The sequence below is a fragment of the Polaromonas sp. CG_9.7 genome (assembly GCF_015752205.1).
GTDB lineage: Bacteria > Pseudomonadota > Gammaproteobacteria > Burkholderiales > Burkholderiaceae_C > Polaromonas.
The window spans coordinates 144,414-170,290 of the sequence record NZ_JADOVG010000009.1 but is presented as its reverse complement, the minus strand read 5'-3'; the positions used below and the strand labels follow the sequence as shown (position 1 = coordinate 170,290).

At 60.3% G+C, this 25,877-nt stretch carries 30 protein-coding genes; 9 read left to right on the top strand and 21 right to left on the bottom strand.

Annotated elements, in window-relative coordinates:
* The first annotated feature begins 71 nt into the window (after positions 1-71).
* Positions 72-620 carry a DUF1415 domain-containing protein gene (locus IWX87_RS11370; protein WP_196863631.1) on the top strand — a complete coding sequence of 183 codons (549 nt, stop codon included), beginning with the start codon at positions 72-74 and terminating at the stop codon, positions 618-620.
* Positions 621-702: 82 nt separating this feature from the next.
* The gene (locus IWX87_RS11365) at positions 703-3,036 is read left to right on the top strand and encodes a DUF1631 family protein (RefSeq protein ID WP_196863630.1); all 2,334 of its coding nucleotides are present in this window, start codon (positions 703-705) and stop codon (positions 3,034-3,036) included.
* Positions 3,037-3,135: 99 nt separating this feature from the next.
* Here the strand turns inward: IWX87_RS11365 and IWX87_RS11360 are convergent, their stop codons facing one another.
* The 3 genes from IWX87_RS11360 to IWX87_RS11355 form a co-directional block, all read right to left on the bottom strand.
* On the bottom strand, positions 3,136-3,759 hold the full coding sequence (locus IWX87_RS11360) for a class I SAM-dependent methyltransferase (RefSeq protein ID WP_196863629.1): 624 nt from the start codon (positions 3,757-3,759) through the stop codon (positions 3,136-3,138).
* A gap of 176 nt (positions 3,760-3,935) precedes the next feature.
* Complete coding sequence (locus IWX87_RS20045) at positions 3,936-4,073, bottom strand: DNA methyltransferase (protein WP_370583868.1); 138 nt, start codon at positions 4,071-4,073, stop codon at positions 3,936-3,938.
* 66 nt (positions 4,074-4,139) lie between these two features.
* On the bottom strand, positions 4,140-5,027 hold the full coding sequence (locus IWX87_RS11355; RefSeq protein ID WP_196863628.1) for a LysR family transcriptional regulator: 888 nt from the start codon (positions 5,025-5,027) through the stop codon (positions 4,140-4,142).
* 103 nt (positions 5,028-5,130) lie between these two features.
* On the opposite strand from IWX87_RS11355, the gene IWX87_RS11350 reads away from it, so the two are divergent.
* Entirely contained in the window at positions 5,131-5,478 is a 348-nt protein-coding gene (locus IWX87_RS11350; RefSeq protein ID WP_196863627.1) for an HPF/RaiA family ribosome-associated protein, read from the top strand.
* 38 nt (positions 5,479-5,516) lie between these two features.
* Entirely contained in the window at positions 5,517-5,978 is a 462-nt protein-coding gene (locus IWX87_RS11345) for a TerB family tellurite resistance protein (RefSeq protein ID WP_196863626.1), read from the top strand.
* A 19-nt stretch (positions 5,979-5,997) separates the two neighbouring features.
* On the opposite strand, the gene IWX87_RS11340 is transcribed toward IWX87_RS11345, so the two are convergent.
* The gene (locus IWX87_RS11340) at positions 5,998-6,462 is read right to left on the bottom strand and encodes a TerB family tellurite resistance protein (RefSeq protein ID WP_196863625.1); all 465 of its coding nucleotides are present in this window, start codon (positions 6,460-6,462) and stop codon (positions 5,998-6,000) included.
* A 372-nt stretch (positions 6,463-6,834) separates the two neighbouring features.
* On the opposite strand from IWX87_RS11340, the gene IWX87_RS11335 reads away from it, so the two are divergent.
* A complete protein-coding gene (locus IWX87_RS11335) occupies positions 6,835-7,440 on the top strand; it encodes a hypothetical protein (protein ID WP_196863624.1) in 606 nt (201 codons plus the stop codon).
* A gap of 211 nt (positions 7,441-7,651) precedes the next feature.
* On the opposite strand, the gene trxC is transcribed toward IWX87_RS11335, so the two are convergent.
* A complete protein-coding gene (gene trxC, locus IWX87_RS11330) occupies positions 7,652-8,089 on the bottom strand; it encodes a thioredoxin TrxC (RefSeq protein ID WP_196863623.1) in 438 nt (145 codons plus the stop codon).
* A gap of 165 nt (positions 8,090-8,254) precedes the next feature.
* Between trxC and IWX87_RS11325 the strand changes: the two genes are divergently transcribed.
* Positions 8,255-8,806, top strand: coding sequence for a DUF2242 domain-containing protein (locus IWX87_RS11325; protein ID WP_196863647.1), 552 nt, complete (start codon positions 8,255-8,257; stop codon positions 8,804-8,806).
* 3 nt (positions 8,807-8,809) lie between these two features.
* On the opposite strand, the gene IWX87_RS11320 is transcribed toward IWX87_RS11325, so the two are convergent.
* From IWX87_RS11320 to IWX87_RS19685, 3 genes are all read right to left on the bottom strand, one after another.
* Positions 8,810-9,376 carry a pseudouridine synthase gene (locus IWX87_RS11320; protein WP_196863622.1) on the bottom strand — a complete coding sequence of 189 codons (567 nt, stop codon included), beginning with the start codon at positions 9,374-9,376 and terminating at the stop codon, positions 8,810-8,812.
* Positions 9,376-10,086, bottom strand: coding sequence for a haloacid dehalogenase type II (locus tag IWX87_RS11315; protein ID WP_196863621.1), 711 nt, complete (start codon positions 10,084-10,086; stop codon positions 9,376-9,378). Before IWX87_RS11315 ends, IWX87_RS11320 begins: the two co-directional genes overlap by 1 nt.
* A 231-nt stretch (positions 10,087-10,317) precedes the next feature.
* Positions 10,318-10,623 (bottom strand): SPFH domain-containing protein, encoded by a 306-nt coding sequence (locus tag IWX87_RS19685; RefSeq protein ID WP_231374741.1) that lies wholly within the window; start codon positions 10,621-10,623, stop codon positions 10,318-10,320.
* A 226-nt stretch (positions 10,624-10,849) separates the two neighbouring features.
* Between IWX87_RS19685 and IWX87_RS11305 the strand changes: the two genes are divergently transcribed.
* Positions 10,850-11,806, top strand: coding sequence for a YcjF family protein (locus IWX87_RS11305; RefSeq protein WP_196863620.1), 957 nt, complete (start codon positions 10,850-10,852; stop codon positions 11,804-11,806).
* A gap of 192 nt (positions 11,807-11,998) precedes the next feature.
* On the opposite strand, the gene IWX87_RS11300 is transcribed toward IWX87_RS11305, so the two are convergent.
* The 4 genes from IWX87_RS11300 to IWX87_RS11285 all read right to left on the bottom strand — a co-directional run bounded on the left by IWX87_RS11300 (position 11,999) and on the right by IWX87_RS11285 (position 14,847).
* Complete coding sequence (locus IWX87_RS11300; RefSeq protein ID WP_196863619.1) at positions 11,999-12,427, bottom strand: hypothetical protein; 429 nt, start codon at positions 12,425-12,427, stop codon at positions 11,999-12,001.
* 107 nt (positions 12,428-12,534) lie between these two features.
* Positions 12,535-13,137 carry a DUF938 domain-containing protein gene (locus IWX87_RS11295; protein ID WP_196863618.1) on the bottom strand — a complete coding sequence of 201 codons (603 nt, stop codon included), beginning with the start codon at positions 13,135-13,137 and terminating at the stop codon, positions 12,535-12,537.
* Positions 13,138-13,256: 119 nt separating this feature from the next.
* The gene (locus IWX87_RS11290) at positions 13,257-14,150 is read right to left on the bottom strand and encodes a M23 family metallopeptidase (protein ID WP_196863617.1); all 894 of its coding nucleotides are present in this window, start codon (positions 14,148-14,150) and stop codon (positions 13,257-13,259) included.
* Positions 14,151-14,634: 484 nt separating this feature from the next.
* Positions 14,635-14,847, bottom strand: coding sequence for a hypothetical protein (locus IWX87_RS11285; RefSeq protein WP_370583866.1), 213 nt, complete (start codon positions 14,845-14,847; stop codon positions 14,635-14,637).
* Between the two features lie 391 nt (positions 14,848-15,238).
* Here IWX87_RS11285 and IWX87_RS11280 point away from each other — a divergent pair, with 391 nt between their 5' ends.
* On the top strand, positions 15,239-15,982 hold the full coding sequence (locus IWX87_RS11280; RefSeq protein ID WP_196863615.1) for an SOS response-associated peptidase: 744 nt from the start codon (positions 15,239-15,241) through the stop codon (positions 15,980-15,982).
* Between the two features lie 78 nt (positions 15,983-16,060).
* Here IWX87_RS11280 and IWX87_RS11275 read toward each other — a convergent pair whose 3' ends face one another.
* The 5 genes from IWX87_RS11275 to IWX87_RS11255 all read right to left on the bottom strand — a co-directional run bounded on the left by IWX87_RS11275 (position 16,061) and on the right by IWX87_RS11255 (position 20,436).
* Positions 16,061-16,288, bottom strand: coding sequence for a hypothetical protein (locus tag IWX87_RS11275; protein ID WP_196863614.1), 228 nt, complete (start codon positions 16,286-16,288; stop codon positions 16,061-16,063).
* Positions 16,289-16,563: 275 nt separating this feature from the next.
* On the bottom strand, positions 16,564-16,983 hold the full coding sequence (locus tag IWX87_RS11270) for a hypothetical protein (RefSeq protein WP_196863613.1): 420 nt from the start codon (positions 16,981-16,983) through the stop codon (positions 16,564-16,566).
* Positions 16,958-17,593, bottom strand: a complete 636-nt coding sequence (locus tag IWX87_RS11265) for a nucleotidyltransferase domain-containing protein (RefSeq protein WP_231374740.1) — start codon at positions 17,591-17,593, stop codon at positions 16,958-16,960. Before IWX87_RS11265 ends, IWX87_RS11270 begins: the two co-directional genes overlap by 26 nt.
* A 105-nt stretch (positions 17,594-17,698) precedes the next feature.
* Positions 17,699-18,571 (bottom strand): GIY-YIG nuclease family protein, encoded by an 873-nt coding sequence (locus tag IWX87_RS11260; protein WP_231376541.1) that lies wholly within the window; start codon positions 18,569-18,571, stop codon positions 17,699-17,701.
* Entirely contained in the window at positions 18,571-20,436 is a 1,866-nt protein-coding gene (locus IWX87_RS11255; RefSeq protein ID WP_196863610.1) for a glutamine--tRNA ligase/YqeY domain fusion protein, read from the bottom strand. The genes IWX87_RS11260 and IWX87_RS11255 overlap by 1 nt, the downstream gene beginning before the upstream one ends.
* 134 nt (positions 20,437-20,570) lie before the next feature.
* Here IWX87_RS11255 and IWX87_RS11250 point away from each other — a divergent pair, with 134 nt between their 5' ends.
* Positions 20,571-21,062, top strand: a complete 492-nt coding sequence (locus tag IWX87_RS11250) for a PXPV repeat protein (RefSeq protein WP_196863609.1) — start codon at positions 20,571-20,573, stop codon at positions 21,060-21,062.
* Between the two features lie 121 nt (positions 21,063-21,183).
* On the opposite strand, the gene IWX87_RS11245 is transcribed toward IWX87_RS11250, so the two are convergent.
* From IWX87_RS11245 to IWX87_RS11230, 4 genes are all read right to left on the bottom strand, one after another.
* Positions 21,184-21,774 (bottom strand): DUF3455 domain-containing protein, encoded by a 591-nt coding sequence (locus tag IWX87_RS11245; RefSeq protein ID WP_196863608.1) that lies wholly within the window; start codon positions 21,772-21,774, stop codon positions 21,184-21,186.
* Positions 21,775-21,900: 126 nt separating this feature from the next.
* Entirely contained in the window at positions 21,901-22,548 is a 648-nt protein-coding gene (locus tag IWX87_RS11240; protein ID WP_196863607.1) for a DUF924 family protein, read from the bottom strand.
* A gap of 206 nt (positions 22,549-22,754) precedes the next feature.
* Entirely contained in the window at positions 22,755-24,080 is a 1,326-nt protein-coding gene (locus IWX87_RS11235) for an MFS transporter (RefSeq protein ID WP_196863606.1), read from the bottom strand.
* Between the two features lie 45 nt (positions 24,081-24,125).
* Positions 24,126-25,742: a GMC family oxidoreductase gene (locus IWX87_RS11230; RefSeq protein WP_196863605.1), complete on the bottom strand. Its 1,617-nt coding sequence runs from the start codon at positions 25,740-25,742 to the stop codon at positions 24,126-24,128.
* Positions 25,743-25,877: the final 135 nt, after the last annotated feature.

Below are 25,877 nucleotides of genomic sequence, written 5' to 3'. Positions count from 1 at the left end.
GCCTGTGTCCCGGCAAAGCCGGCTCCGCGACCCCCGCCTGGATGAATGCACTATGGTTGAAAATGCTGTCTATGACTGACGAACAAGTTGTCTCTGCGACCCGTCACTGGCTTGAAAAAGCCGTGATTGGCCTGAACCTTTGCCCGTTTGCCAAGGCGGTGTATGTGAAAAACCAGGTTCGCCTGGTCGTCAGCCAGGCGCGCCATGCCGATGACCTGCTGGAAGAACTCGACAGTGAACTGGACCGTCTGGTCAATACACCGGCCGGGGAGCTTGATACGACGTTGCTGATCCATCCGACGCTCTTTGAAGATTTTCTGGATTTCAACGATTTCATGGAAATTGCCGAAGGCGTGCTCGACGAGCATGAACTCGAAGGGGTGGTGCAACTGGCCAGCTTTCATCCAAAGTTCCAGTTTGACGGCACCGAGGCGGACGACATTGGCAATTACACTAACCGCGCGCCGTTTGCGATGATTCATCTGCTGCGCGAGGAAAGCATAGAGCGTGCAGTGGCGTCATTTCCCCGTGCCGAAGCCATTTTTGAAGAAAATATCCGAACGCTTGAAAAGCTCGGGCACAACGGCTGGCAGGCCTTGAGCGCGGGTTCCTGGGTTTGATCCATGCCCAATAAAAAAAGGCTGTTGCCTGGATTCACTGTTCTGTTTTGCAAACTTTTGTCTGAATTGAGATAGCCACGTCATGACAAACCCAATACCCGCTCCCAGTGTGGCCTTCACGTCTTGCATTGACGAAGTCTTGAAGCAGAGTCCTTTTTTGATTGACCGGTGGACTGCCAAACTTGCGGATGCAATGCATGAACGTTCCATAAGTGTTGCCGATTCCTGGGAGCGGCATCAGCTTCAGGACGCGATCTCAGTGCTCAGGAAGTACCGGATCAGTATCGAACAAGGTTTTCCAGAGCGACTGGAAAAAGCCATTGCTGCAGATGGCCTCACCAAAAGTTCAGGCAAAAAGGCGGTCTCCTCCGGTCGTCTGCTGTCGTCTGTCAGCTTTGATGATCTCGAATTGATGGGCGAACACCAGGTCCAGCAAGCTGTGGAAAACGCGCGCATGCTCCAACTGGTAAAACTAGGCTGCGAAGCCGGATTGGCCAGTTTTTCCGCTCGGATGAGCACTGCACAGGGGTTGCGGGCAGTCAAGAATGACAGCAATCCCCTGCGCCCGGAAATCATGGCGCTGGTCTTGATTGAATTGCTCCAGTCCCTTCCCATGTCGGCTCAAACACGAGCCTACTGGCTGCTGGATGGCTCCAGGATCATGGGCGAGGAACTTCAGTCGCTGTATGTGTGGCTGAATGATTTCCTCGCCGCTCAGGGCGTTGCTTCTGCGGTTTATGAAGTCATGGGTGCATCCCAGGCCGGGACTTCAGGCGGCTGGCCGCCCAGAAAGCTTGTTGCAGCCGCACCTGACACCTTATTTCCCGAGCAACTCGACATTCCCAAACAGGAATCTGCCGATGAAAATACCGCCGCACCTGTCGCGCGCAAGCCCATGCTCACGCTGGATCACCTGCACCATCTGCTGGTCGGGGACTATGACGTTTCGGACCACGAACCGACTTCTTTTTCCGAGTTTGGCGTTGAAGAACTGACGCAACAGGATTTTGCGCACACGGTGCCTGCCGCGCTTGATGCACTGACCGAACTGGAAGAGATGGGCCTGGTTTCCGCCAAGACGAAATTGACCCGGCCGTTGCCCCCGACGCCGGTGGCAGACCTGCGGGCGCAGTTAAAGACCGATGCCAAGACGCTGGGCCAGTCATTGGCCATTGAAGTGGTTGGACTGATGATCGAGCAGATGGCCAACGACGAGCGGCTGCTGACGCCGGTGCGGCGGATGATTGCAAATGCGGAACCCGCGTTTTTGCGTCTGGCGGTGACCGACCCCCGGTTTTTCAGTGATAAAAGCCATCCCGCAAGAAAGCTGCTGGAAGCCATCACCCGCGCAAGCCTGGGATATGCAAGTGAAAACGCGGCGGGTTTCCCGGAATTTTTGCAACACTTGCGCGAACTCGCTGTCCTGCTTGCAGACGAGCAGGTCTGTGATTCCGAAAATTTCGCCAGATTGCTGAAGGACTTCGAACGCAGGCAGGGACGCAATAACCCTGCAAATCGAAAGGTGCAACGCCTTGCCGTCCAGACTCTTCTTCAGGCCGAACAACGAAACCTGATGGCGGTCAAGATTGCTGCTGAAATCAGGGCGCGCCCTGACTTCATCAACGACAACCGCATCATCACCGCCTTTCTGACCGGTCCCTGGTCGCAGGTCCTGGCCCAGGAGCGGCTGTCCGTGCAGGGCAAAACTCCGGGCAGTGTTCCCCTGACATTCAGCCTGACTTTGGACGATGTTCTCTGGAGCCTGAATGTCGAGCAGGTGACCCGGCACCGCAAACGGCTTCTCACATTGATCCCGAAGTTGCTCGACTCGCTGAAGCAGGGGCTGTTGTCCATCGATTTTCCAGTCGACCAGTCCCAGCCATTTTTTGATGAACTCATCCTGGTCCACCGTGCCGCACTCAAACCGGTGCCTGACATGCCTGCGCAGCAGGAAAAAGCCAGTCAATCGCTGGGCAAGATGTTTGTCGAAAATTCCGGTTTGATGCCGCTGTGGCTGGCACCGTCCGAGGTGCAGGATTCCGGCTTCATGGATGACCAGGACGATCCCATCCCATCGTTGCCCACAGTCAGCCTGCAAGAGTCTGAAGTCAGCGGGTTTGGCTCCCCGATTGATGTGAATGCAAAGATCGCGCTGGAGCTGGGCGACTGGGTTGACCTGCTCGTGGACATGCAGTGGCTGCGCGCAGAACTGACATGGGTCAGCCCGCTGGGCACCTTGTTCATGTTCACCAGCCAGGGCGGGCGCAAGCATTCGATGACCTCCCGCGTGCTGCGCAAACTGCTTTCGCTGAATCTGGTCAAGATTGTCAGTCAGCAAGGCATGGTTGAAGGCGCCTTGGACAGCGTTGCCCGCACAGCCATGCAAAACAGCGTATTGAACAAGGGCAGCGCTTGATTTGACTGAGGTTTGACTTAAAACGCAAACCTCACTGGTGCGGCCTGCGCCTGATCTTCACTGGGTGTCAAAGGCCCACCATGCTTTTGACACCCGAACTCAACCCGATAGCGTTTCACCCCAGTAGTGAAAGGTGAAGGGCCTGGGACCGGGCAGGTAGCGGGTGTGCAAACTCGCTACAGTGAAGCCAGCCTCTTGCAGCAATGCCGGAATGTCGCGCCCCAGGTGGCAGCCGCCCGCCACTTTTCCCCACAGCGGCTGCAGCCGCTCCTGCCAGCGCTGCACCGACGCATCGGGTGCGCGCCCATGCTCGCAAAACAGCAACTGTCCGCCGGGCGCCAGCACGCGGCGCATTTCCCGCAGCGCCGCCAGCGGGTCGGCAATGGTGCACAGCGTGTAGGTGACCAGCACCGTGTCAAAGCTGGCATCAGGTCGTGGAATTTTCTCGGCTGACAGGCCCACCAGTTCCACCTCCAGCCCGGCCTCGGCAATGCGTTCACGCGCCCGTGAATGCAGTTGCAAAGCGGGGTCCAGCCCGGTGATACGGGTGACGCGGGTTTTGTCGTACCACGGCATGTTCAGTCCGGTGCCAATGCCGACTTCCAGCACCCGGCCGCGCGCCAGCGGCACGATCAACTGGCGCTGGCGGCTGACAATCGGCAGGCCGCAGGCAAAGTCCAGCGCCGGGGGGAGGATGTAGCGGTCGTACCAGGAGGGGTTCATGGGTTCAGGTGCGCGTGTTTTGAGACGCTGGGCATTGCAACTTCAGCGAATTCATTATGTCGGACAGGCTCATGGTCATCCTCCACTTGACCCAAGAAAATTCTTGAATACTTTTTGTCATGGTGGGGCCTGTGCTCCGCAGGGGTGATGAGCGGACGTGCACGCCGCGCCGCTGGCTACGCCCTTGTTCCCGGTCTGGCCCGAAGACGCAACTCACGGTAACTGATGCGCAAAAAATTTCCGCATCCGCAGGCCGGGTCAAAAAACGTCAATCTGCGCAGCTTTTTTGTGAAATTCACACAGCGTGTGAGCATTTTTAGCTACTGAAAAAAAAGCATCAGTGCGATATCAAGATGCCCTTTTTTAAAGGGTCTGCGCGTTCACGCCCCCGGCTTGGCCAGCAGCATCCTGACCAGTGGATGCAGCACTTTCTTGTGCGCGGCAATGGCAAAAAAATGCTCCGCCACGCCATCGCAGGCACCGACGCGCGCCACGCCATAGTGGCTGGTCAATTCCTCATGCACCAGCGCGGCCGCCGGAAAAACGCCCATGCCGCTGGCACCAAAGGTCTTGAGCAGTGCGCTGTCCTCGAACTCGCCAACGATGTGGGGCCGGATGCCCAGGCGTTCAAACCACTGGTCGAGTGCGGTTCGAACATCGGCGTGGCCGCTTGGCAGCAGCACCGGCACTTTGGCCAGCGAACGTGGGAAATCCTGTATTGCCGCCGCTTCCCACGCCGGCGGCGCATACCAGGCCAGCGTGGACGAGCCCAGCGAATGGCTGTACACCTTTAGGTTGGGGTTGGACGGTGCCGGCCGGTCGGCCAGCACCACATCGAGCCGGTGCAGCGCCAGGTCGCCGAGCAGGTCGTCGAACTTGTCTTCATGGCAGATCAGCCGCAGGCCCGGCGCCTGCATGACCGGCTGCATCAACAGCCTGACAGCCAGCTTGGGCAGCGTATCGGACACGCCGAGCGCCAGCCGTACGGACGGCGAACCGGTGGCTTCGCGCAGAGCCGCCGGTAACTGCTCGCCCAGCTGAAAAATCTGTTCGGCCTGGCGCATGGCGGCCAGGCCGGCTTCGGTCAGCGCCAGGCCGCGTCCTGCCGGCTTGAGCAGCGCAAAACCCAGCGACCGTTCCAATTCACGCACTTGCGTGCTCACGGTCTGCACCGCCATGCCCAGGCGTTCGGCAGCGCGCACCATGCCGCCTTCCTTGGCCACGACCCAGAAATAATAGAGATGGCGGTAGCTGAAAAGAATGCTCATGGTCAGGTTTTTCAGAAGTTTTACTCAAGAATTATCTGCTTTTCAAGAACCAAGCCAACCCCTATTCTTGCTTTGATCTTCAACCCATCCCTGGAGTACTGCGATGCAAGTCATTTTTGAATCCCGCGACAACGAAGGCCGTCAGTTTCAAGCCCTGGCCGAGCAGCGCGTGCGTTTTGTGTTGCGCCGCCTGAGCTGGCTGGTGCCGCAGGTGAACATCCGGATGTCGGATGTAAATGGTCCGCGCGGCGGCATCGACAAGCGCTGCCAGGTCGAGTTAAGCGCGCAAGGCAATGGTCGCATCGTCAGCACCGCGATGGCCGCCGACTGGCGCGCAGCGCTCGAAGGTGCGCTCAGCAGGGCGGCGCGGCGCATCGTTCGCAGCGTGCAGCGCAGCCAGGTGCGCCAGCGCCCACAGCCGCGCCAGCGTCCATTCGCCGCCGACGTTTGAACCTTCAACTTCTTCAACGACCACTCAAGGCACATCTCATGCGCAGCTATCCCCGCAACAGTCCACAAGCGGCCAGCCGGATTCTGGCCTTGGCCATGCTCGCCGATGGTCACCAGTGCCCTTCGGAGCTGGCCCTGCTCGAACGGCTCGAAGTGCATGCGCAACTCGGCCTGAGCCGCACCGAACTGCACGCCGTGGTGCATACATTTTGCGAAGACCTGATGGCGGCTTCAAGCGGCATGTGCTGGGCCGACCTGTCACAGGTCCGGTCCGACCCGCTGCGCCAGGTGCTGGGCGAAGTGGACGATCCCGCGCTTCAGTGCCGAGTAATGGAACTGTGCATTTCCCTGGTCGAGGCCGACCGTTTTCTGGCCGACACCGAGTCGATTGTGCTGGCCGCAGCCATGCTGCAGTGGGGTCTTCCCCGGCAGTCGCCGCCACCTTTCTTTTCCCAATCCCGAGATTTACGCCTGGAGTCTGCAGGGCAAAGCGCTGCCTGAACCCTGTCCCCGGCCGTTTTCAGGCCAGACTGGCGGCTTCCTTGGCCCGCAGCTTGGCGCCGATGTATTCGCCGTGGGTGACATGCAGCAGTCCGGCCATTTTGCTGATCACATGATTTTCGTTCGCATGCAGGTGGTCATCTGCATAGGCGACCTGCCACATGTGCTCAACGATGCGGATTTTTTCCGGATGGCTCAGGTTGTCGTTGATGCGCGTGGTGAACTGGTGGTAATCCGAGGCATTGCGCGAGGCCTGCTCGGCCATCTCGACAAGCGGCGCCAGTTCTTCGCCCTGCAGCGCAAACTTTTCACGCAGACTGGCCAGCACGGCCTGCCGTTCTTCGGCATGGCGGGTCGGGTCGGCGCGCATCACCTCCACCAGCAGCACGGCCGTGGCCAGCTTGAGCGCATGGTCGCGCACTTCGGGGCTTTCCTCGGCCGGTCCGGTGAAAGTGTCAAACAAGTCCTTGAGGGTTCTGAACATAGGGTTTCCAATAAATAAATGGGGCAAGGGCAGCGCCTGTGCGGCAGCCAGACACGTGCGACTCCTTGAACTTGGGACGAGTTCCCGTGGTTCAATGGCTGCGTGTGACAGCATGGCTACAAGCTGTGGGAACGAATAACGCATCAAGACACGTTTGTAGTGGCGAGGTAAACAGCGGGTAAACAGCTGTTTTCTTTGCAGGATGTTCACAAATGCAAGCCAATAATGGCTTCACTGGATCACACGGAGCCCTGGAAAAGCAGCGATTCAGTGGCAGTCTGGGTGGCGCGGTTGAGGGCAGAGGGAAAAAGTTTTTCCCCACAGCCACCCGCCCCCTGACTGCCTGAAAAATCATCACTATCGGAGAACCCCATGAAATCGAAATTCCTGATCGTTTCCTTGCTGGCCATTGCCGCGTTGGGCGCACTGGGCATGAGCCCGGCCATGGCCCAGACCAGCACCCCACGCATCGACCAGGCGCAGCAGGCCATCGGCGAGCGCATCCAGCAGGGTCTGGTCTCGGGCTACATCACGCCTTCCGAAGCGCAAATTCTGATCCGCCGCGACCGCGACATCCAATTGCGCGAAGCCCAGTACAAGTCCAACGGAACGGCGACACCGCAAGAACGCCAGCGGTTGCGCAATGACCTGAGCGCGCTGAGTGCCGACGTGGAACGCATGATGGCCAACAACAACATGGTGCGCCCACCCAACAATGCCGCCCAAACCCCCGGCATCGACCATCAGGAATACCAGGCAAGCCGGCGCATTGACGAAGGCGTGCGCTCCGGTCGCATCACCCAGCGTGAAGCCCACAGGCTGCACCGACGGGAGCGCGAGATTGCGCGCCACGAGTCTTTTTTCAAATCCGATGGCGTGGTGACGCAGCAGGAACGCCGCCAGCTGCGCAACGAACTCGATGCCCTGCGTGACGAGGTGGAACGCATGATGCACAACGACCGCAATGGTCGCGGTTAAGCCAGCCCGAGGGGCGGCGACACTGCGCGCCGCCTGAGCGGGTCTGGATCAGCCAGAAAGCCTGGAACAAGCGGGTTGGGCTGACTGGTTTTTTATACTAAAAATGGCTTGGCCGCAGGTTGCATATGTATCAATAGCTATATAAACAATAGCATTCAGACTGGACAGGCCGGTCTGGATCAACTTTCCGGGAACTTGTAAAGCCATGGAATCAACGCAGGTTGGATTGCACCCAGCGCACGATGTCGGCGGCGCCCATGGCACCCGGTTGCCGGGCAATCTCCTGGCCGTCCCTGAACAACGCCAGCGTCGGAATACTGCGAATGTTGAAGCGCGTTCCCAAGCCGGGAACGGCTTCGGTGTCGACCTTGACCAGCCGCACCTGCGGCTCGAGTTGCGCTGCCGCCTGTTCATAGGCTGGCGCCATCTGGCGGCACGGGCCGCACCACGGCGCCCAGAAATCGACCAGCACGGGAATCTGGTTGCGGCTGATGTGCTTGTCAAACGCCGCCTCGTCCAAAGCGGCCGAATGCGCGGTAAAGAGTGCCTGCTTGCAGCTTCCGCAGGTCGGCGCACTGCCCATCTGGTCGGCGTGAACCCGGTTGGTGGTGTGGCAATGGGGGCAAACAATGTGAAGTGGATCGGTCATTTTTCAAAGCTTGGGGCCGCACACCGGCATTTCAAGCGCCTGGCAAGGCATGGCGTCCTGGTGTGCCAGCGGGGAAATGTGACAGCCTCGCCATAATCCCGTGCGCTGATTAGAGGAAAATGCGTTTTTGACACGCAAGGAGTGACTGGTTTGAGATTCTTCAACATGCGCCGCAGCCCCACCCTCGGGCTGGTGATGGTTGCAGGCTTTCTGGGCATTTCGGGGCTGCTGGGCGGTTGCGCCAGCCCGGTGAAATCATTTGTGTCGCAGGAGGAATTCAGCTCGACCGTGACCTATTCCCGGCTGTTCGATGCCACGCCAGCGCAAACTTGCGAGGCAGCCAGGCGGGCCTTGCTCAGCCAGGGTTACGTGATCAGCTTGTCTTCGGAAGACATGGTCGCAGGGCGCAAGAATTTTCAGCCCGAACCCGAATCGCACCTGCAAATGGAAATCCGTGTCGTCTGCGCACCGGATACGCCCGACGGCAAGGTCAGCCTGGGTTTTGTCACCGCGCTGCAGGATGTGTACTCCCTGAAGAAAAGCAACAATTCAGCGAGTCTGGGCGTGGGCGCACTCGGTTCGGTGTCACTTCCCTTCAGTTCCAGCAACGACGCCATGGTCAAGATCGGCAGCAGGACCATTTCATCCGACGCGTTTTATGACCGCTTTTTTGACCTGGTCAGGCGCTACCTGGTGGTGGACGACGCCAACAACTGATCGTTAAGCCACCATGGCCAGGCCGGCATCGGCTTTTCGCCAGTGGCCTTGCCCCAAGCCGTCGAGCGAATAAGGTCCGACAGCGGCGCGAATCAGGCGCAGTGTCGGGAACCCCACCGCCGCCGTCATGCGCCGCACCTGTCGGTTGCGCCCTTCACGAATCGCCAGTTCAATCCATCCGGTGGGAATCGACTGCCGGACGCGAACCGGCGGATCGCGAGGCCAGAGCCCGGGTGGCTCCGGCATCAGGCTGGCGCGTGCCGGCAGGCTCAAGCCGTCGTTCAGCTGAACGCCCTGGCGCAGGCTTTGCAGCGCGGCTTCGCCGGGCTCGCCTTCCACTTGGACCCAGTAGGTTTTCTCCATCTTGAAGCGCGGGTCGGCAATGCGCGCCTGCAGCCTTCCGTCGCGTGTCAGCAGCAGCAGGCCTTCGCTGTCGGCATCGAGCCGGCCGGCCACATAGACACCCGGCAGGTCGATGAAATCCTTCAGCCCGCGCCAGCGCCCCTCCGGCGTGAACTGGCTGAGCACGCCATACGGCTTGTTGAAGACGATCAGCCCTGGCAAGCCCATCAGCAGCCCAGCTGGTCAGCCAGTGCCATAAAGTCGCGGGCATGCCGGGTATTGGCCGGGCAAGGCGACACGTCCTTCGGCTGGTCCGCGCCAAACTCCGCCGGACGCTCGATGTAGGCGGTCTGCAGGCCACAGGCGCGTGCGGCGGCCAGGTCGTCCTGGTGGGCGGCCACCAGCATCACCTCGGACGGCGCCACGCCGAACACCCGGGCCACGCCCAGATAAGTCGCCGGGTCGGGCTTGTAGGCACGGAACACCTCGGCTGACAAGATGCAGTCCCACGGCAGTCCGCCGTGCTTGGCCATGTCGGCCAGCAGGCCGATGTTGCCGTTGGACAGCGTGCAAATCATGTGCTGTGACTTCAGGCGCGTCAGTCCCTGCACCACGTCGGGCCACGGGTCCAGCCGGTGCCAGGCCTGGTTCAGGTGCTGCAATTCGGCTTCGCTCAGGTCGTCAAGGCCGAACGGCGCCAGCAGCCCGTCAAGAATCAGCCGGTGCAGGTCGTCGATCAGCGTCCAGCCGAGTTCGCCCGACATCACCCGGCGCATGGCCGGCTGGTAGCCGGCGCGCCAGGCGAGCGCAAAAGCGTTGCCGTCCACTGACGGGCGCAGCGCCTGCATCTCCCGGGCAATGCCGCCGTGCCAGTCCACCACGGTGCCGAAAACATCAAAGGCCAAAACCTTGGGCGAGGGGAAGGAGGAGGTGTTCATCAACGCCATTATCAGCAGCTTGTTGGCCGTCGGCAGGTCATGGGTGGCATCACGACTGCCTGTTTTTTAGGCATGCGGCGCCAGGCCACGACTGGCGCCACTTTCGGGACTTGTCCAGTGACTTGTCCACAGGGCCATTCACAGTTGGCAGGCATAACCCCGACGCTCACTGGTTGAGGGACACGAACAGCAAAATCAGCAGCAGCACCGCTAATACGGCAAAGCCGATCTTCACCCAGCTGTAGGGCTGTTCGCCGGCCATGGCGCCGGTGTAGCCGTTGCCCACAAACTGGAAGCGGTGCGCGCCGTAGGTGTAGCTGACCCTAGTCGTTCAGGTTGCCGATCACGCCCAAGCTGGAGCGCTTGTCGATGGCCTGCTCGACCTCGGGCGGCAGCGACACGTTTTCCGTGCTCAGGCTGTGCTTGCTTGCCTGGATTGAACAGGTCGGCGTACTGGCCGGCGGCGACAAACTGCACTTGCTGGGACTCGCGCACGATGAGCTGCGCGCCGTTCTTGATGAGGTGGAGCAAGCTCATGGGACGTTCTTTTCTGTCGGTGGGGGCAAGGCTGCTGGCACGATGAAACCTGTCTGGCTGGCGGCTTAAATCCACACCAGACTGGATGAGAAATTTGCCAGACATGACGAGCCCGGCATGCTCGGTTTTATTATTGCGATATGGCCCGCCGCCCTGTGCGTGCAATGCCCTCAACGGCACGCGGGCCCTGCATTGTTGCCCACCCTAGCTCGAAAGATAACCCCTCATGACCCCTGAACAGCAAGAAGCGCTGCTTTCCATCGCCCTGTTTGCCGCTTTTGCCGATGGCAACAAAGCCGACGCCGAACGCGAGGAAATCCGCCGCATCGCCGAGTCGCTGTCCACCGAAGCCAATGCGCCCAACCTGACGCGGCTGTACCAGGACGTGCTGCTCAAGCGCATCAAGCTTGACGCCGCCGTGCAAAAATTGAGCGACCCCAGCCACCGCCAGCTGGCCTACGAAATGGCGGTCTGCGTGTGCGATGCCGATGGCCAGCAGACCGATGCAGAGCGCAGCTTCCTGACCGACTTGCGCCAGCAGCTGGCACTTGACCCAGCCCAGACCCGGGCTTTTGAGGCGCAGGCAGCGGCATTAGCTGAAGTGGACCTGCCCGACACCGCGCTTCTGGTGCCTTCGCCAGCAATGGCCGCTCTGCCGTCCACCGCCAATGAGGCAGAACTGGACCGCTCCATCCTGAACCATGCGCTGGTCAATGGCGCACTCGAATTGCTGCCGCAGTCGTGGGCGTCAATGGCCATCATTCCGTTGCAGGTCAAGATGGTCTATGGCATCGGCAAGGCCCACGGCGTCACGCTGGACCAGGGGCATGTGAAGGAATTCATCGCCGCCGCCGGCGTGGGGCTGACCTCGCAATACCTGGAGCAGTTCGGCCGCAAGCTGCTGGGCGGCCTGCTCGGCAAGCTGGCCGGTAAAACCATCGGCAAGGTCGGCAGCGCCGGCACCGGCATGGCGTTTTCCTTTGCCACAACCTATGCGCTGGGGCAACTGGCCAAGCGCTACTACGCCGGCGGCCGGGTCATGAACACGGCATTGCTGCGCGAAACCTACCAAGGGCTGCTGGCGCCGGCCAAGCAAATGCAAACCGACTACCTGCCGCAGATCCAGCAGAAGGCCGCCACGCTGGATGCGGGCCAGGTCATGGCCATGGTGCGCGGCCGCTAAGGGAAACAGATATTCCCTATGTACCCATGTCATGCCGGGCTGAGCCTGCCCCGGACCTGATCCGGGGACCCGGCATCCATGAATTTGGGTCCATGGATTGCCCCGGATCAAGCCCGGGGCAGGCTCATCAAGCCCGCAATGACAGCCATTTAAAACCGGCACTTTTGCAATTTCCGTATCCCTGTCGGCCCTCTACCCCTCGGTCAGCACGGCGCTTAGCCGAGAGTGAAACAGGCGGATCTTGTAGGCCAGATGCTGGCTGACCCTTGCGCGGTAGCCGTGAGAAATGGCGCGGACAGCGTTTTTGGACAGCCATTCACGCCAGTTCCGGGTTGCCATGCGGCCAAACCGGTCGCAGTCGGCGCAAAAGGTTTCGAACTGCGCGTATTCGCAGCCCATCGACGCGGCCATGGTCTTGAGCGTGTTGACCTCGTTGAAAAATTCCCTGTCAAACCCGCGTTTGCGGTCAAGTACTTGTTCTGCCTGCCCCAGGTAGCTTTGCGCCATTTGGGCGGACAACAAAAAGCCGTAGTCGTTGAGCGAGATGATGGCAATCCGGTGCGTGCCTTCCACGATGAAAAAGGCGATGTCGTCCGGCGGGTCCAGGGGTGGCAGCGGCATGACAAAAGTCTCCATGCCTTGCAAGGTAGACCCGGGCCAAACGACCGCCATCTGCCGACCTGCTAATTCTTGCGTAGGAAAAACCGCTTTTGACACGGCCGACAGGATTACAGCGCCCGGGACCACACCAGCAGCAGGTTGTTGGACGGCATCGCATGCCGTGCCGCCAACTGCAGGCCGGCCCGCGCCGCTTCGACTTCCACGTCTTCGCGGCGGCGCAATCCCCAGTCGGCATCCTGCGCGCGCAGGCTTTGGTTGAACGTCCGGTTGCCTTCTGAGGTGACAACGCCGTCCTCCAGGTAGGGGCCGTAGGTGATCAGCAAGCCGTTTGTTGCCAGGTGCCGTGCGCTGCCCTGCATCAGGGCGGCGCAGGTGGCCCACGGCGCGATGTGCAGCATGTTGGCGCAGACGATGGAGTCAAACCGCGCATCGTCTGGCAGCCAGCGCGGCGCCGTCACATCCAGCCGCAAGGGCGGCAGGACATTCGCCACGCCGTGCTGCGCCACCCATCCGGCAATGCTGTCCAGCGCGGTGTGCTGCAGATCGGTGGGCTGCCAGGTCCAGCGCGGCAGGCCGGCTGCAAACCATGCGGCATGCTGGCCGGTGCCCGAGGCGATTTCGAGCGCGTTGCCGGCGTCGGGCAATACCTGGCGGAGCATGGTCAGGATGGGTTGCTTGTTGCGGTCGGCGGCGGGGCTGAAGTCGGGCATGGTCAAAAGCGTTGACGCTTGGGTTTAAGTATAAAAAGTGGCTTTAGCGCACGATGGACGTGCTCTGGCAGCTATGAAAAAAAGAGTGTTGACCGTTTTGCAGCGGGCGCAGCGCCGGCTCAGGCCGGCAAAAACAGCGACGGATCGACCATGGTGCGGTTCAGCATCACGCCCCAGTGCAGGTGCGGCCCGGTCACGCGGCCGGTGGCACCCACTTTGCCCAGGGTTTCGCCGGTTTTCAGCACATCGCCTGTCGTGACGCCGATGGCGCTCAGGTGGCAGTACATGCTCAGCAGCCCGCCGCCGTGGTCCAGCCAAACGGTGTTGCCGTTGAAGAAATAGTCGCCCGTGTCAATCACCCGGCCCGGCAGCGGCGCCACGATGGCCGTGCCCGTGCTGGCCGCAATGTCCATGCCGCTGTGCGGATTGCGCGCCTGGCCGTTGAACACGCGCCGCAGGCCGAACGAGCTGGAACGCCGTCCCGGCACCGGCACGCGCATCTGCAATGCGGCGGCTTGCGGAAGGGGTTCGCTGAAGGTCTCCATCACCGTGGCCTGGTGCGCGCGCTCGCGTTCGTACCGGGCCTGGTTCTCGGGCGACAGGTCCACCGTGCCCGGCGCGACCTTCAGGCGCTGCTCGGTGTAGCGCTTGGGCGCCACGGTGTAGCCAACCTGGCGCGGGCTGTTGTCCTCCGCAGTCGTTACCGTGATGCTTGCCCGGCCGGGCGCCGCCGACAAGGGTATGCCGACCAGCGCCGTCCATTCAATGACATCGCCCAGCACCAGCAGCGGCACCTCGCCCGCATGCGCCACCGGACGCACCGCCGCCGGTCCCAGCGACAGCCGCGCCACGCCGCCCGGAACCTGCAACGCGTTCGGCCAGACATCAGGTGCCGGTGGCACGGCAGCGGCCGCCAGTTGCGATGCAGGCAGCGCCAACAGGCCAACGGCCCCCAGCACAGCGGCGCGGCGGTTCAGCAGTGGTGAAGTGAGGTCAATGTGGTCAGTGGGCATGGGTGTAAATGATAAAGATGATGCTCAAGATTGATATGGCTTTGATGATGAGCCCGTTGTGCAGGCTCTGCGTCTGTACAGGCTCGCTGCTGCGCTGCTGCGCTGCTGTCCCGCAACTGCACCGTTACCGGGTGTGTGCTGATTGACCTGATTGCGTGCATCAGCAGCTCTGGCGCAAGGCCGACAACGGACGCGCCCAGTGGGCCGTCTGCGTTGTGTGGCTGACGTCGAGGGTGGGTTTTGAAATGGACTGTGACTGGCTGCTGGCTGCTGCTTCATGGCAGCCATTGGCTGCTGACTGCAACCCTGCGCAAGGCGGGTTGCAGAGGTTGGGAATGCTGTGGCTGATGTGTCCGCCTGGACTCACGGCGCTTGTACGCCGAAAGCAGGCTTCACTCGGATTCATTGAAGCCCTGTGAAGCCAGAAGCAGATCGGGCCAGGCAGTCCGGCGCTGAAGCTTGTTGCCAGCACCACTGGGGCTGTTTAGCTGGCTTGCTCCGGCGTCATGGTGATCTTGCCGTCGCGAATGTAGTCGTCGAACTGCGTGCGTGGAATGGCGGTCAGGCCGGCGATGCCCTCGGCGGCTTCCCAACTCATCGTGGCGCTGTCGGGCGCCAGTTCCACTTCCACGCGGACGCGCGGGATTTCGATGGGCGTACCGTCACCCGGGGTATAGGTGACGTCACCGGTAATCATGGCGAACTGGGACATGGTAATTTCCTTGAGAAGGTGGAGGACAGTCTGAAAAAGTCACTAAGGCCTATTGAGCTTCAGCTTTTGAGCATAACCTGTCGGCAAAACACTTCAACTGCGCGCGGCTTGCTTTGAGCCATGCGCAAGCGTTGCGGCATCGACACGCCCTGTATTTCGAATGAAAAAGTGCTCTGGCGCACAGGGGATGGACGTAAGCAGCTATCAATTGCATAGCAATGAGTGTCACACTGACGGATGCGATTCTTGGCGAGTCACATCAGGCGGACCTGTCAGCACGCCCGCTCCCGAAATTTCCTTGCCCAGCGCATGCCGACCCAGGATTTTCCAGTCACGCCCGCAGCGGCGAAGGGTTGCAGTGCGATAGCATCGCCGCATGAGTACCCATTACCAGAGCGTTCACAGCGCCTTGCTTTACCCCGATGCGTTCCGTGTGGACGCCCCTGTCGTCCCCGTGGGGCGTGAAGTCTGGCCACGCCAACCGGGTGTTTTCATCCGCGTGGCCCAATCCCGGCCAACCGATGAGACTGAAGTGGCCGAAAAGGTTGAAAAGGTTGAAAAGGCCGAAGAGGGCGCAGAAGCCGACATGCCGCCCCGCGAGCCGCTGGCCCGTGCGCTGGTCGCCGGGCAATTTGGCCTGGTGCCGCGTTGGGTCAAGTCGGCTTCTGACGCCAAGCTGCGTTCAACCAAGCTGGTCAACGCCCGCTCGGAAACCGTGACCACGTCCAACAACTTCCGCGACGCCTGGCTGGCCGGGCAGCGCTGTATCGTGCCAATGATGGCGTTCATGGAAGACGACTGGCGCAGCGGCAAGGCCGTGCCCACCCGCATTTCCCGAGTCGATGGCAAGCCCTTGGGCGTGGCGGGCCTGTGGGAAAGCTGGACCGGGGCTGACGGCGAAGTCATCGTCAGCTACACCTTGCTCACGGTGAACGCCAACAGCCACGCGCTGATGAGCCGCTACCAGCAGCCCGGCAATGAAAAACGCATGCTGGCGATACTGAACGAGGGCGCTTTCGACGCCTGGCTGGGCGCCCGCCCGGAGAAGGCCAAAGAGTTCATGCGGGCCTATCCGGCCAACTGGCTGACGGCGAACCCGGTTGAGAAAAGCCGCCAGTAAGCGCTTGGGGTGGCCGCTGCGGAGCATGTGCGCCGCTGCGTCATGGTCAATGCCGCCCGCCCGGGTCCTCGCGTCAGCTCAAAAATCCAGGCGCTTGATCGCGACTTGATTGGAGGCTGACTCCGAATTCTCTGATTTGTTCGCTTTGACGGGGCTTTTGGGCTTGATGCCCGGCACGGTCATGCCAAAAGCGGCGGCCAGCTTGTGCGCTTGCTGTGCTGACTGGGCCAAAGCCTTTTGCAGTTCTTTGGGTGTGAGCATCAGACGGCTTGACTGAGTTTTTGCAGTTTTTGCAGTTTGTGCCATGTGACGGCCTCCGTGATGGTGAGTTGGTTGGCAAATTGCGTGGCGACTGGCAGCGCTTGATGGGCAGATGAATTGTTAAACAAAGCCCATTCATCGGCCGATGGAAGGTAGAGCTGTAAGAAATTTTGCAGACTGCGGCCAAATCGTCGTTTGAGCACATCCGCCGGCACATCATGCCCGCCAAGGGCCACTCGCAGCTTGACGCAGCGAATCAGATATTCGTCAGGTCGCGCTGGTGTTCAGAAACTTTGCCATGTCGCGTGTTGTTTTCAGGTTCAAGTCGGCGCGTTGAGCGCATCAGCCACTTTTTGTGTGGCCTCTATCAGGTCCAGCACCAGGCGCAGATCAATCTCCAGCAAGCCTTCATATTCCCCCAGATTGCGTTTGTTGTGGCACAGGTCCAGCACCCGCCAGACTTCGGGGCCCAGTCCGAGCGTGTGGGGCAGCAGCTGGAACACGATGTAGCGGTTGCTTGCGCGAAAGCCTTTGGCGCGCAGCGCAGCCAGGCACAGCGCATGGGCTGCGTTGTAGGCCAGGTCAAAACGGCTTTCCAATGCCAGCGCAATGTTGCGGGCATCCGTCAGACGGGCCTTTCCGGTGCGAACCAAGCCTGCCAGTTCAGCCGCGTCTGGTGCTTCGGCTTTGAGCGCTTTGCCGGGGCCGCTGAGGTTATGCAGTGGTGTGTTGGTGGCCATGCGGCAAAGTGGTTTCCTGGCCCAAAAGCCAGATCTTGGGTTGTTGCATCACGCGGACTAAAAAGGCATTGTCGTCCTGCAGCCGCGCCGCAAAATCAGCCCGCGTATAAAGGGCCGGGTTGATGGTGCGACCCAGTGTTTGGGTGGCAGCTTCCAATGCCGAGAACACATCGCCATAACCCAGCGAGTCACTGACCACCAGCAAATCGACATCACTGTGCGCGGTATCGGTCTGCTTGGCGATGGAGCCAAACACAAAGGCCTGCTCAATTTGCGCGGCCAGCGGCACCAGTGCAGCGCGCAGCACATCGGCCAAACCGGTTGTCTTGAGCACCAACCCACGCAACTCGGCAAACACAGGCGCCGCTGCATTGGCCTGGTAATGTTTCTGGTTGCCCTGCTTGGTGACCGTCAGCAAGCCCGCCTCGCTCAAACCCGCCAGTTCGCGCTGTACCGCTCCTGTTCCAGATTGCGCCAGTGCAATTACCTCGTTGGCGTAGAAGCTGCGATCCGGTGCGCCAAACAGCACGGCCAGAACCCGCTGGCGCACCTTGGGGAAGAGGGCGTCTGCGATGGATGATGAATCAGGCTGTGTTGTTAAAATACCCATATTGGGGTGCATCGTACCCTGATTGGGATTCTTTTGGTTTATTTAGATGAAATAGGCTTCTGCTGCATGTAAAAAAAGCGTTGGCAGCTATCAAAAACGTAGTGACTATTGGTTTGGAGTGGCTATCGCTTGCCGCTTCACATCATCCAGCGTTCTGCCCTTGGCGTTTTTCCATTCCAGCCAGCCGTTGGCAGAGCGGCCTTGCAAAGCCACCGCGGCCATGCTGGGGCTGGAGAACAAATAATCGCGAGTGAGCACCACGTCGCTGCCGTTGGCGGCAAGGATGCCTTCCGCTAAAAGTTTCTCGCGAAAGCGCTCATTGGCTTTGCCCTGGATGGATGCCACGTTTTCCAGCCGACCGCGTGAGCCTTTGAGTACGACAAAACCCTCGGCGGTGTACTCGCCCATGCCATCAGCTCCCGAGCCTTTGCAATAGAACAGTTCTGCCTCGCCCTTCGGCGTTAGCACATTGATCAGCGGTTCAAAAATGGGCTGTCCCAGCGTGGCGAGCAGGGTGGCGGCAGTCTCGTGAATTTCATGGCAATCGGCTTGCAGCGGCGCGGGGGTGTAGGGTTGCGAGCCGGTGTTGCCGTTCTCCAAGCAGTACCGCCCAGCTTTAGTGGCCTCTGCAATCGCGAACCACTCCAGAAAGAGCGCATGCGTCTGCGTCATGCTGTTGGTCAGCGAGATCACCACCATTGCTCGGTTCCAGAAGTCTTTGCCCTGGTTGTGCTGCACCAGCCGACTACCGACGCTGCCGGACTGGCCTATGTACACGCGCGGCAAGCCCGCCTCAGATAGCTCGCCCATCAAGAAGTACACGCCGACCTGCTGCGCCTCGGGCGTCTTGATGAACTCTGCTAGCTGGCTGCGTGGAACTTCAATCACGCGAATAATGCGGGTCGTGATTTCGGCCACGCGCATGCCACGCGGATCGCCTGCAGGGAGGAATATTTGGATGGTTTGTGGGCGGGGCATTACTTGCCCCATGAGTCCTTCAACCCCACAGCCAAGTTAAATACCGGCTTCCCCGCCACATGGTCCACCCGGTCCGCCACAAAATACCCGTGGCGCTCAAACTGGAACTTGTCATCGGCCTTGGCTTCAATCGAGCCGCCGCTGGCCAGCGAAGGCTCGACGTAGGCGTTCATGACCTTCAGGCTGTCGGCGTTCAGGTTGGTCAAAAAGTCCACGCCGCCGCCTTCAGGCTGCGCTTCCCTGAACAGGCGGTCGTACAGGCGCACTTCGGCCGGCACTGCATCGTTCACGCCAACCCAGGTGATCACGCCTTTGACCTTGACCGAATCCGAGCCCGGCGTGCCGCTCTTGGTGTCGGGCAGCAGCTTGGCGTGGACTTCCGTAATAAGGCCTTCGGCGTCTTTCACCGCGCCGACGCATTCAATGACGTGGCCGTATTTCAGGCGCACCTTGCTGGCGGCAATGGCCTGGCCGCTGGCATTGGTGTGTGCGGGGAACAGGCGGAAAAAGCCCTTGGGCGGGGTTTCTTCGTAGTCGCTGCGCTCGATCCATACTTCATTGCCGATCTTGAATTCGCGCTTGCCCAGTTCCGGGTGGTGCGGGTGAATCGGCGCGCTGCAATCGTCGAGCGCACCTAGGCCCATCACGTCGTCCCAGTTGGTCAGCACGAGTTTCACCGGGTCCAGCACGGCCATGGCGCGCGGGGCGCTGCCGTCGAGCGTTTCGCGCAGGCAGCCCTCTAACGTGCTGTAGTCGATCCAGCTGTCGCTCTTGGTCACGCCGATGCGCTCGGCGAACAGTTGCAGCGCTTCGGGCGTGTAGCCGCGCCGGCGCAGGCCGACGATGGTCGGCATGCGCGGGTCGTCCCAGCCGTTGACGCGCTTTTCATTCACCAGTTGCGCCAGCTTGCGCTTGCTGGTCAGCACATAGGTCAGGTTCAGGCGGGCAAATTCGTACTGGCGCGGGTGCGGCGTGGAAATCAAGCCCCCTTCGGCCAGGCGGTCGAGCAGCCAGTCATAGAACGGGCGCTGGTCTTCGAATTCGAGCGTGCAGATGCTGTGGGTGATCTGCTCCAGCGCGTCTTCAATCGGGTGGGCAAAGGTGTACATCGGGTAGATGCACCATTTGTCGCCGGTGTTGTGGTGGTGGGCGCGGCGAATGCGGTAGATGGCCGGGTCGCGCAGGTTGATGTTGGGGCTGGCCATGTCGATCCTGGCGCGCAGCACGGCGGCGCCGTCGGGCAGATGGCCATCGCGCATTTCGCGAAATCGGGCCAGGTTTTCAGCCGGGGTGCGGCTCCGAAACGGGCTGTCGGTGCCGGGTTTGACGAAGTCGCCACGGCTCAGGCGCATGGCTTCGGCGCTCTGCTCATCGACATAGGCGTGGCCAGCGCCAATCAGGTATTCGGCGGCGCGGTACATGAAGTCGAAGTAGTCGCTGGCCTGGTACAGGTTGGTTTCGCCATGGTTGCACCAGTCAAAGCCCAGCCAGTGCACCGCGTCCTTAATGGAATCTACGTATTCGGTGTCTTCTTTTTCCGGGTTGGTGTCGTCAAAGCGCAGGTGGCACACGCCGCCGTAGTCGCGCGCCAGGCCAAAGTTCAGGCAGATGCTTTTGGCGTGGCCGACATGCAGGTAGCCATTGGGCTCGGGCGGAAATCGCAGGCGCACCTTGGCGGGGTCCAGCGGACCGCTGGCATGGTGCGCGGCATCGCCGGGGCTGCCTCCCCATCGGCGGGTGGCATAGGTGCCTTCGGCCAGGTCTTTTTCAATGATCTGGCGAAGGAAGTTGCTGGGCTTGTTGGCTTCCTTGTCAAGGGCAGCAGGGGCAGGCGCGACGGCTTTGGAGAAGGCGGGTGAAGTCATCTCCTGATTTTAGGGGGTAGAAAGTTGAGCTTACGTTTGGAAACGTTCTTAACTGTGCATGCAGTAGGCGACATTGGATCTGGCGCGTTTAATTAAACATACGGGCATTTAGCGCCCTTCCTTAGGAGTCGTTCATGAACACAAGCATCCGCAGAATCAAGTCTGCCATCCTGGCAGGCGCCACTGCTTCGTTGGCGGTGGTCGCCTTGGGTTTTGCAGGCGCTGCCCAAGCGCGTGACAACATAAGCTGGTCAATTGGCGTAGGCATTCCAGGCTCGGTGGTCAGTTTTGGCAATGTGGGGTCGATCTACCCACAACCCGTCTATGTCCAGCCACAGCCGGTGTACGTTCAGCCTCAGCAGGTTTATGTACAACCTCAGCCGGTATATGTGCAGCCCGCGCCTCGCTATTACGATCCGCGTCCGGTTTTTGTAAGGCCAGCGCCGGTGTACCTGTCGCCTCAGCCTATTTATTACGAGCGCGAACGTCGCCATGGCCACAACTGGCGCCATGACGGCGGAAACTATATTCAGGGCAACGGCTACGGCCCGGGTTATGGCGAGGTGTATTACCAGGGTGGCGACCGCGACAGTTATCGCGGCGACCGGCGCGACGGCCGCCGCTGATCCGCTCACGCAACGTCGGTGAACATAAAAAAGCCCGCAAGGCTGAAGCTTGCGGGCTTTTTACGTTTGTGGTGCCGTTATGAAGGGCGCGTGGTGATCAAACACCGTTCAATTGGTGGTATCAAGCCGCTTTCCAGAAAATATAGTCAGCCTGATAAGGCAGCGTCAACTTGTCGCCGACATCAGTCTGGGTGCAAGCCTTGCTTAAATCCTGCCCGCCCTTGGTCTTGATGCGCTGGATATAGGTGATGTTTTGCATGGCACCTGGCGCCACGCCAGGCGTTCCCTTGGACAACTGGTAGGCGAGGTTGGTGGCGCCCGTGCGCGGTGCAAGGGCGACTTGCGTGCCGACAACGCTGGAACCGTCGGTGTGGATCCAGGTGGCCGGCGGGCCGGTGTATCTGGCGACGGTCTTGCCGGTGCGGTCCATCAGCTCAGCCTGCGGGCTGGCGAGCACCCAGCCGATGGCGCCGCCCATGGCGGGGTTGGCCTTGCATTCATAGTTGAGGATGCCAACCGCTGTAGTTTCAAGCGCCACTACATGGCCTGATGGCACCAGGATCTGGTCGTCCAGCCGGTCCTGGCTGTATTCCTTGGGCGGCGCCTTGACACCGGCGCATCCGGCCAGCAGGGCGACCGAGCCGGTCACGAAAGCCAGCGCCAACAGGGCGTTTTTGCTGCGCATGCCGACGGGAGAATGTGCGTTTTTCATCAGTTTCCTCAGGGGTTGTTGTGCGCTCAAGTACACAGCGGCGCGGCAAGCACGACAGTAGGACGCTGCGCTGACTCACTGAGGGGCATTTCCAGCATGTGAAAAAAGCCAGGCAGCCAGAACCGCTTATTGCCCGAAGCGCGGACCATTGCGCAGGAACTCTTTTTCCTCTGCACTGCTTTTGCGGCCCATGACCGCATTGCGGTACGGAAATCGGCCGAACCGCGCAATGATGCCCTGGTGCTTGATGGCAGAGTCGAGGCTTCCTTGAAGCTTGGGCTTCAGGGGGGTCGGCGCGTCGGCCACCAGTTGCGAAAAGGAGGCCACGCATTTTTCCTGCAGCACTAGGTCTTCGGCGTGCATCAGCGGCATGTACAAAAACACCCGGCCGACCCACGGCAGTTCTTGGTCTTCTTGCTGCGCCAGGGTGTTCAGCGTGAGCTGCCGGGCCTGCACGTCGCCGTCAAAAGCACGGGCCGTGCCGCGAAACAGGTTGCGGGTGAACTGGTCGAGCAGAATCACCAGTGCCAGCCGGCTGTGAAGCGATGACTCCCATGTCGCCAGTCCACCTTGCAGGGCGGATTGCACCGCCTGGCCGAAGCGGACCCGGATTTCATCGTCAAGCGTGGCACCACCCAGGAACCAGCGCCGGTTCATGCCTTTGGACGGCCAGCCCAGCGCCAAGCCATCACCCAGCCAGAAACTCAGGATGTCGGTGGGCGTTAGCAGGTGGACGCCGGGTGGCAAAGTGGCGTGTGGTGTGCTGGTGGTCATGGTGCGGGCCGCTTCATTATTTTCCACTCTGCGAGGCAACCCTTCCTTGTTCGCGCTCGCAACAAGTCGAAATCTGCTTTTGAACAGGATTCTTGACGAATGGCGGTGCTTGGGTTGGTCAATGCAATAAGAAACGACCGGGACAAGCAATGCTTGTCCCGGTCGTTCGGCTTTCATGGACTGCAGGCTTGTTGCCTGCGTCAACCTCAAGCGCGCTGCGGCTGTCTTGCTGGCGTGCCAAGCGCCGCGAGCTTGAGCTTGTCGCGTCCTATGGACCATGCACAGGCCGCCGACACAGCGCCTGCAAACAGCACGTACAGGGCAATGTGCCAGGGTTGTCCGCCACCCGTCTTGAGCAGCGCTGTGGCAATGATGGGCGTGATGCCTGAGGCAAAAATCCCCGAGAACTGGTAAACGAAAGAAATGCCGGTGTAGCGCACCTTGGCATCGAACAGGTCACAAAACAGCGCCGCTTCAGGACCATAAATCGCTGCGTAAAGGATGCCCAGAGGAATGACGATCGAGATCCAGATAAGCGTGACATTGCCGCCTGAATTCGTCATCAACCAAAAAGCAGGAAAGGCCGACAGCGCCGTAATGATGGAGCCCCACATGAAGACCTTGGTCCGGCCCAGGCGGTCGGACATCCTGCCAAAGAAGGGAATGCTGACAATCATGACCAAAGCCGAAATCATTACGCCCAGCAGGGCATCGGTGCGGGTAATCTTGACTGTGTTGGTCAGGTAATTGATCGAAAACACGCCAAAGATGTTGAAGAACACACCGTCGATATAGCGTGCGCCCATACCTTTGAGCACATTGGCCGGATAGCGCCGCATCATGTCGAAAAACGGAATAGCTGCTTCGGCATTGTTTTCTTTTACGGCGGTAAATTCCGGGGTTTCCTGCACCGACAGCCGGATGTACATGCCGACGGCAACCATCACGCCTGACAGCAGAAAGGCAATGCGCCATCCCCAGGCCATGAACTGCGCATCCGTCAGCGCCCAGGACAACAGTCCGACCACGCCAGAGGCCATGCACAGGCCGATAGCCAGGCCGATTTGCGGCAAGGATGCGTAAAAGCCGCGCTTTTCCTTGGGCGCATATTCGTAGGCCATGAGTACAGCGCCGCCCCATTCACCACCCAGCCCGATGCCTTGCATCACGCGCATCAGCAGCAGCAGCAAGGGTGCGGCGATACCGATCTGGTCGTACGTGGGAATCAGGCCGATCAGGAAAGTGGCAATGCCCATGATCATCAAGGTGATGACCAGCATGCTTTTGCGGCCCAGCTTGTCGCCGAAATGTCCAAATATCACACCCCCCAACGGACGGGTGATGAAGCCGACAGCAAACGTGCCATACGCCAGCATGGTGGACACCGTGATGTCGTCCGACGGGAAATACAGCTGGTTGAAGACGATGCCGGCAACGACGCCGTACAAAAAGAAGTCATACCATTCGAGGCTGGCGCCAACCAGCGCCGATATGACGACCTTGCGGATCGCCTTTTCATTGTGCGTGCTCATGTCTTGTCTCCTTTGTATAAATGAAAGCTGTCGGTTGCGCTGCGTCTAGCGTGCATAAGACGCTGTTTTCCTGGCATCCTCCCGAATCATGTCGGCCGCTTTTTCGGCAATCATGATGACGGGGGCATTGGTATTGCCGGAGACGATTTCCGGCATGATGGAACAGTCGACCACGCGCAAACCGGTCAGGCCATGCACCCGCAATCGGGGATCGACCACTGCCATGGCGTCAATTCCCATCTTGCAAGTGCCGCTCGGGTGGTAAATGCTCTGGCTGTAACGGCGGGCAGCGTCAAGCAACTCCGCATCTGTCTGGAACTGCGCCCCCGGCACAAATTCAGAAATGATGTGCGGCGCCATCGAGGAAGACTGCGCAATACGCCGAGCCACCTTGACACCACCAATCACCACCGCATGATCGCGCTCGTCGGACAGATAGTTGGCGTAAATGGCGGGGTAGACCAGCGCATCGGGGGAGGTGATTTCTATGTGGCCACGGCTGTAGGGGCGCAACTGGCAGACCGACGACGTGAAGGCCGAGAACTTGTGCGCCCCTTCGCCCGGCTTGTCGGCACTCAGGGGCTGCATGTGGAACTGGATGTCGGGACGCGTCACGTCCGGGCCCGAACGGGTGAAGATGGTGACCTGACTGGCCGCCAGCGTCAGCGGCCCGGTGCGGCTGAACGCATACTGCATGCCGACCTTCAACTGACCGAGGTAGGTGTTGACCTCATCGTTGAGCGTGCGCTCCCTGGTCTTGAAGACCAGACGCACTTGCAGGTGGTCCTGCAGGTTCTGGCCAACCCCTGGCAAGGCATGCACCACCGGCACGCCTACCCTGGCCAGCAGATCTGCCGGACCGACGCCCGAGCACTGCAGCAACTGCGGTGAACCGATGGCACCAGCGGCCAGGATCACCTCGGCCCCGGCATGGGCTTGGAGGCGTTGCCCGTCCTGGATATATTCCACCCCGACGGCGCGCTTGTCTTCGAACAGCACGCGCGTGGTCTGTGCTTTGGTCTTGACGGTGAGGTTGGCGCGCTTGCGGGCAGGGCGCAAAAAGCCGCGGGCGGTACTCCAGCGAAAGCCCTTGTAAGCGGTCTGCTGGAAGTAGCCCACACCCTCTTGCACTGCGCCGTTGTAGTCTTCATTGAAAGGAATGCCAATGTCCATGGCGCCGGCAATGAAATGGTCTGCAATGGGGCGACGCAGCCTGAGGTCAGAGACTTTCAGCGGACCACCGACGCCGTGGTATTGACTTGCCCCGCGCTCCTGGTCCTCGGATTTCTTGAAGTAGGGCAGCACGTCGGCGTAGCTCCAGCCCGGATTGCCCAGTTCAACCCAGTGGTCGTAATCTTCATGCTGACCGCGCACATAGAGCAAGCCGTTCAGCGAACTTGAACCTCCCAGCACCTTGCCCCTTGGCCATTGCAGTTGGCGATTGGCGGTGCCAGCCTCGGGCTCGGTCTTGTAGCACCAGTCCAGGTTGGGGTCATGCATGGTCTTGAAGTAGCCCACCGGAACGTGGATCCAGGGATTCCAGTCCTTGCCGCCGGCCTCCAGCAACAGCACCCGGGTTGCCGGGTCTTCAGACAGCCGGTTGGCGAGGACGCAACCTGCGGAACCAGCGCCGACAACGATGTAATCAAATTCTTTGGTCATACTTCTTGCTTTGCCTGTTCGGTTTGCCATGGCATTGCTGCTTTGAGATTCATTTCCTGCCCTTCAATAAAGGGTGAAAAATTACCGGACCTTTTCATTCCATTTATTAAACATGAATAATTATTTATTGGAACG